Below are 16232 nucleotides of genomic sequence, written 5' to 3'. Positions count from 1 at the left end.
GCGGGAAAGGCCGCGACGGCCCGGATGCTGCGGCCGTCCCCTGCCGGCGGATGTTTGCAATCCGCACGGATATTTGTCACATTTTTTCACCCCCGGGCAGCCGCGCCATCCGCCCGCCCAAGGCTGCGTTCCGCCGCCGCTCCTCCCCAACCCTGGAAACCGTCATGTGCGCCACCAGACACTCCGCCACCGCCGTCACCACCTCCGGCCCGGACAGGCAGCCCGCCTGGCTGTTCGACCTGCAGGACCACCAGCTGATCCAGCTGGTCAACAGTTTCGTGGCCGCCCGCCATATGGACATCAGCCTGAGCCAGCCCGAAGAGGGCCTGCACCCGCGCGGCATCATCAAGCTGACCACCGACCCCGGCATGCGCATCGCCCGTTCCGTCATCATCCTGCTGGAAAGCCTGGAGGCCGGCGGTCCGCAGGAGCGTTTGCGCGCCCTGCGCCGTCTGCATGACGAAGTCCTCTACTCCGCCCTTTCCAGCCTGCAGAAGAACACGGCCCGCGTGCTGATCCAGATCATGAAGGACCTGGTCCGGGCCGCGCCGCACGTCCATGCGCAGCTGCCCCTGGCCCATGACTTCTATCAGGCCGTGCGCGGCACCCCGCATGTGATCCGCTCGCTGCTGCGCCGCTATCATCTGCTGGAGATGCCCGAAGCCTGGAACCAGCAGGCCTTCGACCATCACGTCCACGACGCCAACACCAAGGGCCGCAAGAGCCCCACCCATCTGGTCATGGATGCCTGGGTCAAGGGCCTGCGCTTCCTCACGGTCATCTATTACAATACCGTGGATCCCGGGGCCGCCAGCGAACTGCTGCGGGCCGCGCGCATCATGGGCATCACCGTGCGCATCGGCATCGAGTTCCGGGCCGCCTTCCATGACAGGCTCATCGAGCTCACCTGGTCGCCGCTCAACGTCAACAGCAGCCGGGCCTTCATCAAGCTGCTCCAGCGTCCCGACATCGCGGCCATCCTTGAGGAATACGCCGAGGTGAACCGCTGGATGCGCCGTCATGTGCTGTGCCTGCTGGACGCCTGGAACGGGCGCCACGCGGCCGCCCTGGCGGGGAAGCTGGGCCTCACGCCCCCGCCGCCCCTGGTGGCGGAAGACTTTTTGCATTTCGTGGGCCAGCGCCAGCCCTCTTCCCTGCATCTGGCCGAATACATCCTGCAGCAATGGCAGCCGGCGCTGGAGCAGGCCCGGGAAGCCCTCCACGCCGATCCCCGTCTTGACGGCCGCGACGGGGAGGCGGCCCGGCTGCGGGCCCGGCTGGAGGCCCTGGAAGGCCTCATGCCCGACACCCTGCGGCAGGACTGGCTGGGCCCGCAGGCCAATCCCGACATCGTTTTCCCCCTGGCGCCCCACAAGGATTTGCCTCCCGTCCTGCTCCGCGCTCCCGAAGCGCTGCTGCAGGCCCTGGTGCCCCTGCACCCCTGCCAGATGATCCTGGGCCTGGAAGATCTGGACGCCCGGGACGTGCTGGAGCTGCTCTGGCGCGGCAAGGGCCTCATCACCCATCTGGAACTGTTCAACCTGCGGACCTGGTCCAAGGGGCAGCTGCAGCATGTGGAAGCCATCAATACCCTGCAACGGGCCATCAACGAAGGCAGCCCCCTGCGCCTCAAGCAGGTGGTGCGGCAGATCGTGCAGGAGGAACCGGCAGATTCCCCCCGCCGCGAGCTGCTGCTGGAAGTGCAGGACAACCTGCTCCAGCTGCGCAGTTTTTATGAACTTTCCTGGCTCGGATCCCGTGTCGGCACCGACTCCACCAGCCGTTCGCACATGACACACGGCATGGGCCTGATCTTCACCGAGACCCTGCCGCCCCAGGCCCGGGCGGCCCTGCGCCGCGAAAAGAGCGGCCAGCGCCTGACCCTGCCCGTACACACCGACATCTACGGCTTCACCCACTATCACGAACCCGCCGTCACGCCCGGCTGGCTGCAGGGCCTGCGCCGTCTGCCCCTGCTGCATCATCTGGGCTGTCGCGTGGTCCGGGGCTGGGGACTGGAAAAAAAGACCACCACCATCAGCCCTGACGGCAATTTGGTGACCCTGGGCGGCGTGGATGCCCGCGGCATCAATGCGGAACAGCACGACCCCGTGCGCATGATGCGCCATACCGCCACCGCCTGGAACGTCCACTACTTCAACAGCAATCTGGTGAACCTGCTCAAGATCGTGCTGGGCTTCATCCCGGCGCAGTGGGCCTTCTGGTATGTGGACAGCTGGTGGATCCTGACCTGGATCGGGGCCCTGCTCTGGTTCGCCATCACGGCCGTGCGCAACGTCCTTCAATCCATGGTGGGCGGCGGGGCCTTTTGCCGTTCCATGCTCCTGTCCTGGAACCGCTATGTGAGCTGGAGCCGCATGGCGGACTCCCTGCTCTACACGGGCATCTCCGTGCCGCTGCTGGAGGTGGTCGTGCGCATGTGGCTGCTGGAGGACTGGCTGGGCATCACGGTCCAGACCAGCGAGCTGGCCGTGTACACGGTCATCGCCATGGTCAACAGCGTCTACATCTCGGGGCACAACATCTTCCGCGGGCTGCCCAAGGAAGCCGTCGTGGGCAACCTGTTCCGCAGCGCCGTCTCCATCCCCCTGTCCATCGTCCTGGGCAAAGGCCTGCTGCTCTGCTTCTTCTGGCTGGGCATCGCCGATCCCGTGGGCGCCCTGCAAAACTGCGCCGCCATCGTCTCCAAGTGCTCCTCGGACATCGTGGCCGCCGTCATCGAAGGCTTTGCGGACCGCAACATGTACCTGCGCATGCGCACGCTGGAATACGACGGCAAGTTCAGCCAGATCTTCAGCAATCTCGTCAGGCTGGCCATGCTCTTCCCCCAGGCGACCATCCGGCGCCTGCTGCTGGAACAGCCCGCCGCCTTCTGGCGGCAGCTGCTGCAAAAGGACCAGGACGCCGCCCGCCAGGCCATCGTCCACCTGCTCGACCTGATGTACATGTGGTACTACCTGCCCCGCTCGCGCGACGTCTTCTGGCGCCGTCTGGACAGCATGCCCACGGAAGAAGTGCAGGGCATCCTGGCCCTGCATTCCCTGCTGCCCCTGCAGCGCGAGATCACCACCCAGGTCCTCGACGGCCTGCTGGGCGACAATTTTGCCAATGCCCTGGCCTTCTATCTGCGCCAGCAGGACAGCTACTGCAAGGAAGTGCTGCATGAGGCCGCGCGCCGGGGCCATGTCCTGAGCCCGGCGGCCTGAGCCCGCTCCGCCGCGCAGACGGTCCATTGCCCGCCGGGCTGCCGGATCCGCAGCCCGGGCCCTTCCCCTTTCCGCCCGACCACGCGGCCCCGCCCCGGCGGGGCCCTTTTCAGGAGTCCCCATGCATATCCGACAAGCCCGCGTCCAGGACCTGCCCGCCATCGCCGCGCTGGAAGCCCGCGGCTTCCCGCCTGCCGAAGCCGCCTCCCCGGAAAGTTTCGCCGCGCGTTTCGCCGTCTTCCCGCACTGTTTTTTCGTGGCCGAGGAAGACGGCCGCATCGTGGGCCACATCAACGGCTGCATGACCGGTCTCGATACCTGCCGGGACGAGCTCTATCACGACGCTTCCCTGCACCGGGACGATGCGCCACATCAGGCCGTCTTCGGGCTGGCGGTGGACCCCGAACGGCGGCATCAGGGCATCGGCACGGCCCTGGTGCGCCATTTTGTGGACATTGCCCGCCAGCGCGGCAAAAAAAGCGTCGTCCTCACCTGCAAGGAAGGCCTGATCCCCTTCTACCGCGCCCTGGGCTTCGTCCTGCTGGGCCGCTCCGACAGCGTGCACGGCCAGGCCTGCTGGTACGACATGCGCTGCCCCCTGTAAAAGACCGGCGGCCGTCCCGCGCAAGAAAACGTTGCGCACAAAACGATTCTCGCCTACTGTCGGCGATCATCCTGTCAACGCTATGAAACATGCAGTGAGGACGTTATGAGCGCACGCAAGAAGCTGGGGCTGCCGCTCCAGATGGGCATCGGCATGGTGCTGGGCATCCTGATCGGGACACTGGCCCCCAAACTCGGCATCAGCGCCGCCCTGTTCAAGCCCTTCGGCGATCTGTTCATCAATCTGGTGCGTATGGTGGTGGTCCCCCTGGTGCTGGCCACCCTCATCTCCGGCGCGGCCAGCGTGGGCGACGTGGGCCGCCTGGGCCGTGTGGCCGCCAAGACCCTGATCTTCTACTTCGCCACCACGGCCCTGGCCGTGGTCATCGGCCTGGCGCTGGGCAATGTCTTCCAGCCCGGCGTGGGCATGGACCTGTCCACCGCCAACCTGACCGCCAAGGAAGTGGCCGCGCCCTCCCTGGTGCAGGTGCTCATGGGCATCGTGCCCCTCAACCCCGTGGACGCCCTGGCCAAGGGCAATATCCTGCAGATCATCTTCTTCGCCGTGCTGGTGGGCATGGCCATCAGCCTCTGCGGCGACAAGGCCAAGCCCGCCGCGGCCTTCTTCGATGCCATGAGCGAAGTCATGATCCGCGTCACCAGCATGGTCATGCTCTATGCGCCCATCGGCGTCTTCGCCCTCATGGCCTACACCGTGTCCAACCACGGGCTGGAAGTGCTGCTGCCGCTCATCAAGCTCATCGGCATCATGTACCTGGGCTGCCTGATCCACGTGATCATCACCTACCTGCCCTGCGTCCGCTATGCCGGTCTCCGGCCCGGCACCTTCTTCCGCGGTTTGAGCGCCCCCCTGCTCACCAGCTTCACCACCTGTTCCAGCGCCGCGGCCCTGTCCACCAACCTGACCTCGGTCCAGAAGCTGGGCGCTTCGCGCAGCGTCTCCAGCTTTTCCATCCCCCTGGGCAATACCATCAACATGGACGGCACCGCCATCTACATGGGCATCGTGACCATCTTCGCCGCCGAGATCTACGGCATTCCCCTGCCCCTGGACCAGCAGCTCTCCGTGCTGCTCATCGCCCTGCTGGCCAGCGTGGGCACCATGGGCGTGCCCGGCGCGGCCCTGATCATGCTCTCCATGATCTTCACCCATGTGGGCATCCCGCTGGAAGCCATCGCCCTGGTGGCCGGCATCGACCGTGTCATGGACATGGCCCGCACCACCATCAACGTGCTGGGCGACGCCACGGCGGCCATCTTCATCTCCCGCATGGAGAACGACTTTGATCCCCAGCGGGGAGCGGCCCTGAGCGAAGACTAGCTCAGGCCCCGTGACGCTTTGTTTTGAGGGGGAAGGAAGGCCCTCGCGTTGCTGTCGATGCCCGTAGCTTCCTGCGTCGCAACGGGCACGGCCCTGCAGGCCGCCATCCGGTCGCGCGTTGCTGTCGATGCCCGTAGCTTCCTGCGTCGCAACGGGCACGGCCCTGCAGGCCGCCCTTTGGGTGGCTGCTTGCTGGGGCTCCCTTCCCCCAAAGCCCCAGCCTTTCCCCCGGGCGCTCTTTCAGACGAGCGCGGGGACATGCGGCAAGCATCCTTCACGGGACATGCGTGGCCGCTCTCCTCTCTTTATTTGAGAAAAATTGTAAAATTGGTGTCGACAGGCCTAGAGCGAGACCAGGCCCAGCCGTATGGCCAGCTTGGTCAGCTCGTTGATGGAGCCCGCGCGCAGCTTGGTCAGCACGCTGTACTTGTGGGTCTCCACGGTCTTGGGACTGATGTTGAGGACGTCGGCGATCTGCCGCACGCTGTAGCCGTCGGCCAGCAGACGGAAGATCTCCTTCTCGCGCGGCGAGAGCATGCCGATGTCCTGTCCGGCCCCGGCATTGCTGAGGCGCTGGCGGTTCTGGCGCATGAGGGCCGCCATGCAGCCGCCGGGATCCGCGCAGCTGAGGAAGACCTCGCCCTGCCGCACGGCATCGATGGCCTGGAGCAGGACCGAGGGCGGGTCGCTCTTGCAGACATGGCCCATGATGCCGAGCTGGATGAGTTCCAGCAGATGCCGCTGGTCCTCGTGCCCGGTATAGATGAGGATGCGCGTTTCCGGCTGTATCTGGAGGATGGCCCGGCTGGCTTCCACGCCGTTCATGCCGGGCATGGAGATGTCCATGATGACCAGGTCGGGCGACAGGGTGGCGGCCAGGCCCACGGCCTCCTTGCCGTCGGGCGCCATGCCGGCCACACGCAAATGGCTGTGGGGGGCCAGCAGGCTGCGGATGCCCTCCATGAGCAATTTGTGATCGTCCACCAGCAGGATGCGGCAAACGTCATGCATGGCTACCTGCCTTTGCGTCGTATGCGGACGGGCCTAGAACAGGAACATGGTGGCCAGTCCGAGGAAGATGAAGAAACCCGCGCCGTCGGTGATGGTGGTCAAAAAGATGCTGGAGGCCTGGGCCGGGTCGCGCCCCAGGGCCCGGAAGATGAGGGGGATGGAGCCGCCGGCCACCGCGCCCAGCATCATGTCGCACAACAGCGCGCCGGCCATGACCATACCCACCAGCGGGTTGCCTGTGAAGCCCCAGGCCCCGCAAAGCGCCAGTATGGCCATGAACAGGCCGGTGACCAGGCCGATCTTGGCCTCGCGCAGCACGGCCATCCAGGCCTTCTTGGTCTCGAAGCGGTCCGTGGCCAGCTGGCGGATCATGACGGCCAGGGCCTGCTGGCCGGTATTGCCGGCCTGATTGGCCACCATGGGCATGAGCACGGCCAGGGCGGCCATCTGGGCGATGGAGCCTTCGAACATGTAGACCACCGACGCCGAAAGCGCCGAATTGACCATGTTCACCACCAGCCAGGGCAGGCGCTTGCGCACGCTCTCCTTCCAGGGCGTGTCCACGCTTTCTTCGGGGTCGGCACCCACCATGCCCAGCATGTCGGCGCTGGCCTCCTCGTGCATGATGTCCATGATATCGTCATAGGTCACCACGCCCATGATGTGGCCTTCGTAATCCACCACGGGCATGGCCAGATAATTGTAGTGCGAAAGCAGGTTGGCCACCTCGCCCTTGTCCATGTCATACGGCACGGAGACAACGCTCTGCCCCGCCACGGCGTCGCCCACGATGGTCCCGGGACGGGCCAGCATCAGGTCGCGCAGCGAAAGCACGCCCACCAGCTTGTCGTTCCTGTCCACCACATAGGCGTAGTAGGGGCTCTCCTTGTCCTCCATCTCGCTGCGGATGTGGCCGATGGCCTCGTCGGCCGTCATGTTCTCTTCCAGCAGGATGAGCTCGGTGTTCATGACACCGGCGGCGGAGTCGGGGTCGAAGTTCAGCAGGTTGCGCAGTTCTTCGGAATCTTCGCGCGTCAGCTTGCCCAGCAGGACATCACGATGCTCCTCGTCCAGCTCGTCCAGCACGTCGGCGGCGTCGTCGGGCTCCATCTCGGCGATGATCTGGGCGGCCACGTCGGCGTCCAGGTTTTCCAGCACGTCCACGGCCACGCTGCCTTCCAGTTCGGCCAGGGCCTCGGCGGCATCCTCCGTGGGCATGTGACGCAGGGCACAGACCTGCTTTTCCAGGCTCAGGTTCTCCAGATGGTCGGCCAGGTCGGCCGGGTGGACGAACTCGGCCTCGTCCCCCGCGTCACGACAGGCCTCCGGGATGCTGATGCCATGCCCGTCATCATCGGGGAGCGGGACCGCGCCCTGCGGCTGTCCGTTCCCGGCCTGCGACACGATCTTTTCTTCTTCATTCATGGCAACAAGCTCCCTCGTCTGTACGCGTGCGGGGCCAGCAGACTGTCCGTCTGGTCCCTGCCGGCCACCCGCCCCGCTGCTGCGCGTGCGGGGCCGCTCCCCGGCCTGTCCCGCGGGCTTCCCCCACAATACGGCGGCAGTATAGCGCAGAATCGCGGCAAACAGAATGCTTTTCTGCGGCATCGTTGTGAAAAAGCTCCCAAACTTGACGCGCCCCAACGGGCCATTTATCACTATGACCATACCGCGCTTCTGCGCTGGGCTTACCATGCACACCATAGACGGGACAAGAAGAATGTTCACCCCCTGGAGTACGTTTTTTTCCGATGAGGGCCGGCGCTGGCTGCGCCGCGCCATCGATCTGGCCCTGGACGAGGACGGCCCCGACCTGACGGCCGAAGGCCTGTTCGCCGCGGACGCCCCCATGCGCGCCGTCATCCGCGCCAAGGAAGATACCCGTGTCGTGGGCCTGCCCGTCATCCATGAGGTCTTCGCGGCCATGGGCGCGCAGCCCCGGGTGGGACTGCTGGTGGAGGAAGCCTCCGCCGTCCGGGCCATGACCGAGGTCGCCCGCATGGAAGGACCGGCCATCGTCCTGCTCAAGGCCGAAAGGGTCATCCTCAACTTCATCACCCATCTTTCGGGCATCGCCAACCTGACGGCGCGCTATGTGCACGAGCTGGAAGGCACGGGCGTGCGCCTGCTGGACACCCGCAAGACCACGCCCGGCCTGCGCTGGCCCGAAAAATACGCCGTCCAGGCCGGCGGTGGCTGCAACCACCGCAAGGACCTGACGGAGATGCTCATGCTCAAGGACAACCACATCGACGCGGCCGGTTCCATCACCCGCGCCGTGGCCCGTCTGCGCGAAAGATACACTCCCTGCCCGCCCATCGAGGTGGAGTGCCGCACCCTGGAGCATGTGCGCGAGGCCGTGGCGGCCCGCGCCGACCGCATCATGATGGACAATATGGGCGCGCCCCTGCTGGGCCAGGCCCTGGCCCTGGTCCCGGCCGCCATCGAGGCCGAGGTCAGCGGCGGCGTGACCCTGGAGACCATCCGTGCCATCGCCCTGACCGGCCCCCGCCGTCCCGACTTCATTTCCGTGGGCCGCCTGACCCACTCCGCCGTGGCTGCCGATTTCAGCATGACCCTGGCCAACGCCTGATCATCCCCAACCCCGAAGGATACCATGTCTCATTTCTCCGACGCCATCACCGCCATCAAGCAGCAACTGGGCGACCGCCTGTGCATCATGGGGCATCATTACCAGCATGACGACGTGGTCCGCCACTGTGACGTGACCGGGGACTCCCTGGAACTGGCCCGCCGCATCGAGGGCATCGACGCCGCGCACATCGTGTTCTGCGGCGTTTACTTCATGGGCGAATCCGCGGCCCTGCTGGCCAAGCCCGGCCAGAGCGTGCACATGCCCGCCTGGGACGCCAACTGCATGATGTCGCTTATGACGCCGGCCGCCCTGGCCCGTACCGTGCTGCTGCAGCTGCAGGCCGCGGGCCGCAAGATCGTGCCCCTGGCCTATGTGAACACCACGCTGGCCCTCAAGGCCGTGGTGGGCGAGTTCGGCGGCGCGGTCTGCACCTCGGCCAATGCCCGCACCATGCTGGCCTGGGCCCTGGAAGAAGCCGGGCCCGACGGGGCGGTGCTCTTCATGCCCGACAAGCATCTGGGCCGCAACACCGGCCTGCAGCTGGGCCTGGGCCCCGATGACTGGCATGTGCTGCGCCTGGGCGGGAAAAAGGGCCTGGCCGGCAGCGAACGCCTGCCCGGCAGCGCCGCCGCCTGCCGCCGCCTGCTGCTCTGGCCGGGCTGCTGCGCCATCCACGGCCGCCTGCGCCCCGAAAGCGTGCAGGCCGCCCGTACGGCCCATCCCGGCTGCCGCGTGCTGGCCCATCCCGAATGCCGTCCCGAGCTCATAAGGCTCTGCGACGGCGCGGGCTCCACCTCCTATCTCATCAGGGAAGCCGAAAAGGCCGCCGCCGCGAAAAGCGGCCCCCTGATCATCGGCACGGAGACCAATCTTGTCCACCGCCTGCGTGACCGCTTTGACGGGCACTGCCGCATCGAGCCGCTGGCGCCCGCCATCTGCCCGGATATGGCCAAGGTCACCGAGGCGAACCTGCTGGCATGTCTGCAAAGCGTCGCTGCCGGCACGGCCCGGACCATGACGCTGCAGGATGAGCAGCGGGCGCCCGCACGGGCATCCCTGACCCGCATGCTCCAGGTATGCGCGGCCCAGCGCTAGCGCGAGACAAAAGGAGTTGAGATGAGCTCGACGCGTCGTCATGTGACCATCCTGATCATAGGTTCCGGCATCGCCGGATGTACTGCCGCCCTCACGCTGGCGGATGCCGGGCGTGATGTCCTGCTCATCAACGCCGGGCCCGATCTGGACGACGGCAACACCCCCCTGGCCCAGGGCGGCATCATCTACAAGGCCGCCGACACCCCCCGCGACGCGGAATCCCGCGCCCTGGAGCATGACATCCTGGTGGCCGGGCACCGCTACAACAACAACCGTGCCGTGCGCTTCCTCTGCCGCCAGGGCCCGGACTGTGTGGACAGCATGCTCATCGAGCGCGCCCGGGTGGAATTCGACCGCAACGAGGACGGCAGCTACAACCTGACCCGCGAAGGGGGCCACGGCGCCCACCGCATCCTGCACAAGGCCGACTATTCCGGCCGCGCCCTCATGGACGGTCTGGCCGCCCAGGTCAGGATCCACCCGCGCATCACCTGTCTGCACAACCATTCGGCCATCGACCTGCTGACCACCCACCACCACGCCAAGAACTCCCAGTACCGCTACGGCGTCAGCAACCGCTGCCTGGGGGCCTATGTGCTCAATGCCGAGACCGGCGAGCCCGAGACCATCCTGGCCGACTGGACCGTCCTGGCCACCGGCGGCGTGGGGCAGGTCTTCCTGCATTCCACCAACTCCCCCGGCTGTGTGGGCGCGGGCATCTCCATGGCTTTCCGCGCCGGTGTGGAGCTGGCCAACCTGGAGTTCATGCAGTTCCACCCCACGGCCCTGTATGAGGAGCGCAGCTACCGCCGCCCGCTCATCACCGAGGCCATGCGCGGCGAAGGCGCCCGCCTGCTGGACGACAAGGGCGAAGCCTTCATGCTGCGCCACGACAAGCGCGGCGACCTGGCCCCGCGCGACGTGGTGGCCCAGGCCATGGTGGAAGAGATGCTGCGCCGCGGCGTGCCCTGCCTGTATCTGGACGTGAGCGGCGTCAAGCAGGACCTGCCCACGCGCTTCCCCACGGTCTTCAACCAGTGCCTGGAGATCGGCATCGACATCCGCAAGGAACCCATCCCCGTGGTGCCGGCGGCCCATTATTTCTGCGGCGGCATCCTCACCGATACCTTCGGCCGCACCTCCATGCCCGGCCTGTACGCCATCGGCGAATGCGCCTGCACCGGCCTGCACGGGGCCAACCGTCTGGCCAGCACCTCCCTGCTGGAAGCGGCCGTCTGGGGCCAGAGCTGCGGCCAGCATCTGGCGCGCGTCACGGCCTCCGGCCGCGAGGCCATCCCCCGCGGGCTGGCGGCCGCCATCCCGGACTGGCGGCATGAAGGCAACGAGCACCATGACGACCCGGCCCTGGTGGCCCAGGACTGGGCCAATATCCGCAACACCATGTGGAACTATGTGGGCATCTCGCGTTCCACGGCGCGTCTGCGCCGGGCCTTCGAGGACCTGCGCGACCTGGTGCGCCATATCCATGACTTCTACAAGGGCACGCGCATCTCCAAGCCGCTGGTGGATCTTTTCCACGGCTCGCAGACGGCCTACGTCATCACCCAGGCCGCCATGCGCAACAAGAACAGCATCGGCTGCCACCACCGCGTGGACTAGGTCCTCCCCCGCATCATGCAGAACGCCGCGGCCCCCGGGCCGCGGCGTTTTCCTTCGTCCGCCTGGGCGGATGTTTTTTCTGTACAAGCGGCCGGAGCCCGGCTATTTTGTCAGGGCTCCTGCCGGGGCCATCCCAATCATTTGCCGAGGAAATGCCATGTCGAAAACAGCTAAGATCCTTGTGGCCGTGCTCATCATCTGTATCCTTGCCGCCGCGGGCGGCCTGTACGCCAGCAAGCCCCTGATGGAACAGGCTGTCCGGGACGCCCTGCACCGTGCCGGTTCCAATGCCGGCGTCTGCAGCGTGGATACGGTGGAGGTCAATCCCCTGACCTTCAATCTGAAGCTCGGCAATCTCCGCTTCTCCGACAAACAGACATTCAATCTGGACATGAAGGAACTCTCCCTGAACGTCAGCCCCCGCTTCGTCCTGGCCTGTGTGCCCGCCCTGCGCGACACCTTCCTGCCTGCCTCGGGTGACGTCACCCTGATCACCAGCGCCGAGGGCCGCGATCTCACCCAGCGTGCCCTGATACCGGGAGAGTCCATGACCTGCAAGACAGAAGCCATCAGCCTGGGCTCGGTGGCCCTGGATGCCGGCGTGCTCAAGCGTCTGCTGAACAGGGAGAAAGTGCCCGGCGATGAGGTCATGCTGGCCATCATCGCGAAAAAGATCACCTACGGGCCCGCCAGCGTCTATGAGAAGGACCGCAAGGGCCAGGACAAGAAGCTGCTCACCGTCGCCAGGGTCAGCATCGAGGGCGTGGACCGGCGCAACTGGAAGCGCCTGGTGTTCGACGACTCCGTGTTCGACTTCGAGCCCGAGTTCGGCTTCACCATGGGCTCCCTGGAGATCCGGGACCTTTTCCTGCCTGATGGCGACTGGTTCAAGCGCTTCCTCGAACTGACCCGGAGTGCCGATGCCGGCAGGATCAGCGAGGAGGAATTCCAGAGCTCCCTCGAAGACCTGTTCCTGACGCTGGTACGGCCGCAGAAGGATGCCACCGGCAAGCAGACGGGCAAGCCCCCCTTCGGCTCGCTGCAGATCAAGGACATCGACGTCATCGATCTGCCCGGAAAGGACGCGAGCCTGTTCCATCTCAGCGAGATGAGCTTCGACTGGCTGGGGATCGCGCCCCATCATTTCAAAAGCAAGCTGTCCTGCGAACTGCCCGCGAAGACCTTCAGCAGTCTGGTCCGCATCCCGGGCAAGGATCGTCTGGTCCTGCACCTGCAGGATGAGAACATCGAAAAGACCGGAGAACCCGGCGGTGACCACTATCGCCAGACGGGCCGGCTGCGTCTGGAAGGCCTGGCCGATCTGGACTACGCCTACAACTTCTTCTGCGACGATCCCAACATGTTCGACGCCGCCCTCTCCGACCTGTCGCTGGACCTGCACGACCACGGCCTGACGGCTGTCCTGGCCTACAATATCGACCCCCGTCCCGAGGCCATGGCGACCATGATGCCCCTGCTGGGCGCCTCCCTCAGCAAGGACTTCGGCGACCTCAAGGATGCGCAAGCCATCCAGACCTTCCTGAACCAGCCCGGCACCCTGTCCATCCGCAGCGAGGATCCGGCCCGGCGCATCCCCTGGCTCCAGTTCCTCGATGCCGCCGCCCTGGGCCGCGCGCTGGTCTTCACCGCGACGCCCGGCGAAAAGTCCCTGGTGGAGCAGATGAAGGCCCTTTCGGCCCAATAGGCCCTGACCGGCCGGAACGCCGCCGCCCGGCCCAGACTGACAGGAACGCTCCCTTCGGGGAGCGTTCCTTTTTTCGTACCAGCGGCAGGCGGCGCCGGACATCCGGCAACAGACAAGGCACCGCCGTCCCGCAGGGCACGGGGCATCATGGTGCTGGCGAAAAATCCTTTTTTCAGCCATAGTCAGCTGTGCGGCAGCGGACAGGGCCTGTCTGTGCGCCCTGCCGGACATTTTGCCCATCGGGAGTCATCATGAAGACACTTTGGCTGAAAAAAGGGGAAGACCGCCGTATCCGCGCCGGCCACCTGTGGATTTTCAGCAACGAGATAGACAGCGACAAAAGTCCCCTGCCCGGCTTCGAGCCCGGCGAGAACGCCACCCTGCGCGACGCGCGCGGGGCCGTGCTGGGCAGCGTCTTCGTCAATCCGCATTCGCTCATCTGCGCCCGCCTCTACAGCCGCAAGGCCGACCTGCCCCTGGACGCGGACCTCTTGCGCCAGCGCCTGCAAAGCGCCCTGAGCCTGCGCCAGCGCCTCTACAACCAGCCCTGGTACCGCCTCTGCCACGGCGAAGGCGACCTTTTGCCCGGTCTGGTCATGGACCGCTTCGGCGACCACCTCACCGTGCAGGTGGGCACCTGGGGCATGGAAGCGCACAAGGAGGAACTGCGCGAGGTCCTGGACGAGCTGCTGCGGCCCCGCTCCATCCTCTGGGACAACGACATCGCCGCCCGCTCCCTGGAAGGCCTGCCCCGCGAGAACCAGAGCGAGGGCCCCGTGCCCGACGTGCTGGAAGTGCCGGAGAACGGCTGCATCTTCCGCGCGCCCCTGCAGGGCGGCCAGAAGACCGGCTGGTTCTATGACCAGCGCCGCAACCGCCGCGAGGCCGCCCGCTATGCCGCGGGCGCCGACGTGCTGGACATCTTCTGCTACGCCGGGGGCTTCGGCGGCACGGCCGCCGCGGCCGGGGCGCGCTCCGTGACCTTCCTGGACGCCTCGCCGCAGGCTCTGGCCCTGGCCACAGAGAACGCGGCCCGCAACGCACCGGAGCTGGCCCGCCACAAGGCCGTCGAAGGCCTGTGCGGCGACGCCTTCGAGCGTCTGGCCGAGCTGGACGCCCAGGGCCGCCGCTTCTCGCTCATCTGCCTCGATCCGCCCGCCTTCATCAAGCGCCGCAAGGATCTTGCCCAGGGCCTGGCCGCCTACCGCAAGATCAACGCCCTGGCCATGCAGCTCTTGACGCCGGGCGGCGTCTTTGTAAGCTGTTCCTGTTCACACCACCTGCCCGCCGAGTCGCTGCGCTCCTGCGTGCAGCAGGCCGCTGCCCGCCGCAAGTGGCAGGCCCGCATCCTCTATGCGGGCGGACAGGGGGCGGACCATCCCGTGCATGCCGCCATGCCCGAGACCGCCTATCTCAAATGTTTCATCGCGCATCTGCTGCCGTAAGCGGCGCATAAAGGACGCATCATGCTCAACAAAAAACGCCTCCTGACTCCCGGTCCCACGCCCCTGCCCGAAGAAGTCCGCCTTGCCCTGGCCCAAGACATGATCCATCATCGCAAAAGCCAGTTCAAGGAGATCATGCAGCGCGTACAGGGCCATCTGCGCGAGCTTTTCGGCACCACGCAGCCTGTCCTGCCCCTTTCCTGCTCCGGCAGCGGCGCCATGACCGCCGCCGTCTACAACCTTTTCGCCCCCGGCGAGAAGGTCCTGGTGGCCGAGGCCGGCAAGTTCGGCGAACGCTGGCTGGAGATCGCCCGCTCCCGCGGCCTGGACTGCACCGTGCTGTCCGCCCCCTGGGGACAGGCCGTCAAGGCCGCGGACGTGGCCGCCGCCCTGGACGCCGATCCCGGCATCCGCGGCGTGCTGATCCAGATGTCCGAGACCTCCACCGGCGTGCTCCATCCCGTGCGCGAGGTGGCCGCCGTCACCCGCAAGCGCGATGTGCTCTGCGTGGTGGACGGCATCTCCGGCGTCAGCCTCTCCCCCTGTCCCATGGACCAGTGGGGCGTGGACTGCCTGCTCACCGGCTCCCAGAAGGGCCTGATGCTGCCCCCCGGTCTGGCCCTGCTGGCCCTTTCCGCCCGCGCCTGGGCCAGGGCCGAGCAGACCGGCACCGGCTGCTTCTATTTCGACCTCTGCCGCGAACGCGACAACGTGCTCAGGAACCAGACCCGTTTCACCACGCCCGTCAACCTCATCGTGGGCCTGGACGTGAGCCTGGAGATGCTGCTGGCCGACGGTCTGGATGCCGTCTACCGCAAGCAGTGGGCCCTGACCCTGTTCACCCGCGCCGCGGTGCAAGCCATGGGCCTGCAACTGCTGGCGGCCGATGACTTCGCCTGGGGCATCACCAGCGTGCTGCTGCCCGAAGGCGTGGACGGCAACGAAGTGCTGCGCCTGGCCGCCGAAAGATACGGCGTCTGCATGGCCGGCGGGCAGGACCAGCTCAAGGGCCGCATCGTGCGCATCGGCCACATGGGCTGGGTGGACTGGGCCGACGTGGCCGCGGGCCTCCACGCCCTGGAACGCGGCATCGTGGACGCCGGCGGCTACATCGGCGCGCGCAACTATCTCGAACAGGGCCTGGCCATCTACCGGGCCGCTCTGGAAGTGGCCCCGGGCACGCCCGTGAGCTGCCCCGCCGTCAGATAGGATCAGGACCGGCCGCCCGGCGGCCGTGTCAGGCCCCGGGGCCGTGCGCCGGTCCCGGGAGCGCATCAGCAGGAGAACAGCATGAGTCAGAACCAGTGCGGCTGCGACGGCAAGGGCCCCCTGCCGGAAGTGACCTTCTCCACCTTCGTCCTTTCCCTGGCCTCCGCCGCCCTCGTGCATCTGGGCGAGGTGGCCGATCCCGAGACCGGCCAGACCGGCCGGCAGCCGGAGCTGGCCCGGCACAGCATCAGCATGCTGGAGATGCTGCACGAAAAAACCACCAAGGGACTGGACGAACAGGAGCGCAAGATGCTGGAAAGCATCCTTTATGAACTGCGCATGAAATACGTCATCAAATGCGGCCCGGACAGCCAATAAA

General features: G+C 66.5%; 12 protein-coding genes. 10 read left to right on the top strand and 2 right to left on the bottom strand.

Annotation, left to right across the window (positions count from 1 at the left end; all coding sequences use genetic code 11):
- The first annotated feature begins 164 nt into the window (after positions 1-164).
- From Q1X76_RS01755 to Q1X76_RS01745, 3 genes are all read left to right on the top strand, one after another.
- Positions 165-3227, top strand: coding sequence for a hypothetical protein (locus tag Q1X76_RS01755; protein WP_300717654.1), 3063 nt, complete (start codon positions 165-167; stop codon positions 3225-3227).
- Positions 3228-3348: 121 nt separating this feature from the next.
- The gene (locus Q1X76_RS01750; protein WP_300717653.1) at positions 3349-3831 is read left to right on the top strand and encodes a GNAT family N-acetyltransferase; all 483 of its coding nucleotides are present in this window, start codon (positions 3349-3351) and stop codon (positions 3829-3831) included.
- 105 nt (positions 3832-3936) lie between these two features.
- Complete coding sequence (locus tag Q1X76_RS01745; protein WP_300717652.1) at positions 3937-5172, top strand: dicarboxylate/amino acid:cation symporter; 1236 nt, start codon at positions 3937-3939, stop codon at positions 5170-5172.
- A 342-nt stretch (positions 5173-5514) separates the two neighbouring features.
- On the opposite strand, the gene Q1X76_RS01740 is transcribed toward Q1X76_RS01745, so the two are convergent.
- On the bottom strand, positions 5515-6183 hold the full coding sequence (locus Q1X76_RS01740; protein WP_300717650.1) for a response regulator transcription factor: 669 nt from the start codon (positions 6181-6183) through the stop codon (positions 5515-5517).
- Between the two features lie 33 nt (positions 6184-6216).
- Entirely contained in the window at positions 6217-7608 is a 1392-nt protein-coding gene (gene mgtE / locus Q1X76_RS01735) for a magnesium transporter (RefSeq protein ID WP_300717649.1), read from the bottom strand.
- A 295-nt stretch (positions 7609-7903) separates the two neighbouring features.
- Between mgtE and nadC the strand changes: the two genes are divergently transcribed.
- The 7 genes from nadC to Q1X76_RS01700 all read left to right on the top strand — a co-directional run bounded on the left by nadC (position 7904) and on the right by Q1X76_RS01700 (position 16231).
- Positions 7904-8776, top strand: coding sequence for a carboxylating nicotinate-nucleotide diphosphorylase (gene nadC, locus Q1X76_RS01730; protein WP_300717815.1), 873 nt, complete (start codon positions 7904-7906; stop codon positions 8774-8776).
- A 24-nt stretch (positions 8777-8800) separates the two neighbouring features.
- Entirely contained in the window at positions 8801-9874 is a 1074-nt protein-coding gene (gene nadA, locus Q1X76_RS01725) for a quinolinate synthase NadA (RefSeq protein WP_300717648.1), read from the top strand.
- Positions 9875-9895: 21 nt separating this feature from the next.
- Complete coding sequence (nadB, locus tag Q1X76_RS01720; RefSeq protein WP_300717646.1) at positions 9896-11494, top strand: L-aspartate oxidase; 1599 nt, start codon at positions 9896-9898, stop codon at positions 11492-11494.
- A 157-nt stretch (positions 11495-11651) separates the two neighbouring features.
- Positions 11652-13199: a hypothetical protein gene (locus Q1X76_RS01715; protein ID WP_300717644.1), complete on the top strand. Its 1548-nt coding sequence runs from the start codon at positions 11652-11654 to the stop codon at positions 13197-13199.
- A gap of 251 nt (positions 13200-13450) precedes the next feature.
- Positions 13451-14644 carry a class I SAM-dependent rRNA methyltransferase gene (locus Q1X76_RS01710; RefSeq protein WP_300717643.1) on the top strand — a complete coding sequence of 398 codons (1194 nt, stop codon included), beginning with the start codon at positions 13451-13453 and terminating at the stop codon, positions 14642-14644.
- A 21-nt stretch (positions 14645-14665) separates the two neighbouring features.
- On the top strand, positions 14666-15853 hold the full coding sequence (locus tag Q1X76_RS01705; RefSeq protein ID WP_300717641.1) for an alanine--glyoxylate aminotransferase family protein: 1188 nt from the start codon (positions 14666-14668) through the stop codon (positions 15851-15853).
- 81 nt (positions 15854-15934) lie between these two features.
- The gene (locus tag Q1X76_RS01700) at positions 15935-16231 is read left to right on the top strand and encodes a DUF1844 domain-containing protein (protein WP_300717640.1); all 297 of its coding nucleotides are present in this window, start codon (positions 15935-15937) and stop codon (positions 16229-16231) included.
- The last annotated feature ends 1 nt before the right edge of the window (position 16232 follow it).

The organism is uncultured Desulfovibrio sp., assembly GCF_949282365.1.
Classification (GTDB): Bacteria; Desulfobacterota; Desulfovibrionia; order Desulfovibrionales; family Desulfovibrionaceae; genus Desulfovibrio.
Note: the sequence above shows the minus strand (reverse complement) of the source record. Positions and strands in the feature narration are given on the sequence as shown.

Bases quoted from the DNA above. Each gene is read 5' to 3' on its own strand.
- Q1X76_RS01755 (WP_300717654.1), top strand. From the start codon at position 165: ATGTGCGCCACCAGACACTCCGCCACCGCCGTCACCACCTCCGGCCCG.
- Q1X76_RS01750 (WP_300717653.1), top strand. From the start codon at position 3,349: ATGCATATCCGACAAGCCCGCGTCCAGGACCTGCCCGCCATCGCCGCG.
- Q1X76_RS01745 (WP_300717652.1), top strand. From the start codon at position 3,937: ATGAGCGCACGCAAGAAGCTGGGGCTGCCGCTCCAGATGGGCATCGGC.
- Q1X76_RS01740 (WP_300717650.1), bottom strand. From the start codon at position 6,183: ATGCATGACGTTTGCCGCATCCTGCTGGTGGACGATCACAAATTGCTC.
- mgtE (WP_300717649.1), bottom strand. From the start codon at position 7,608: ATGAATGAAGAAGAAAAGATCGTGTCGCAGGCCGGGAACGGACAGCCG.
- nadC (WP_300717815.1), top strand. From the start codon at position 7,904: ATGTTCACCCCCTGGAGTACGTTTTTTTCCGATGAGGGCCGGCGCTGG.
- nadA (WP_300717648.1), top strand. From the start codon at position 8,801: ATGTCTCATTTCTCCGACGCCATCACCGCCATCAAGCAGCAACTGGGC.
- nadB (WP_300717646.1), top strand. From the start codon at position 9,896: ATGAGCTCGACGCGTCGTCATGTGACCATCCTGATCATAGGTTCCGGC.
- Q1X76_RS01715 (WP_300717644.1), top strand. From the start codon at position 11,652: ATGTCGAAAACAGCTAAGATCCTTGTGGCCGTGCTCATCATCTGTATC.
- Q1X76_RS01710 (WP_300717643.1), top strand. From the start codon at position 13,451: ATGAAGACACTTTGGCTGAAAAAAGGGGAAGACCGCCGTATCCGCGCC.
- Q1X76_RS01705 (WP_300717641.1), top strand. From the start codon at position 14,666: ATGCTCAACAAAAAACGCCTCCTGACTCCCGGTCCCACGCCCCTGCCC.
- Q1X76_RS01700 (WP_300717640.1), top strand. From the start codon at position 15,935: ATGAGTCAGAACCAGTGCGGCTGCGACGGCAAGGGCCCCCTGCCGGAA.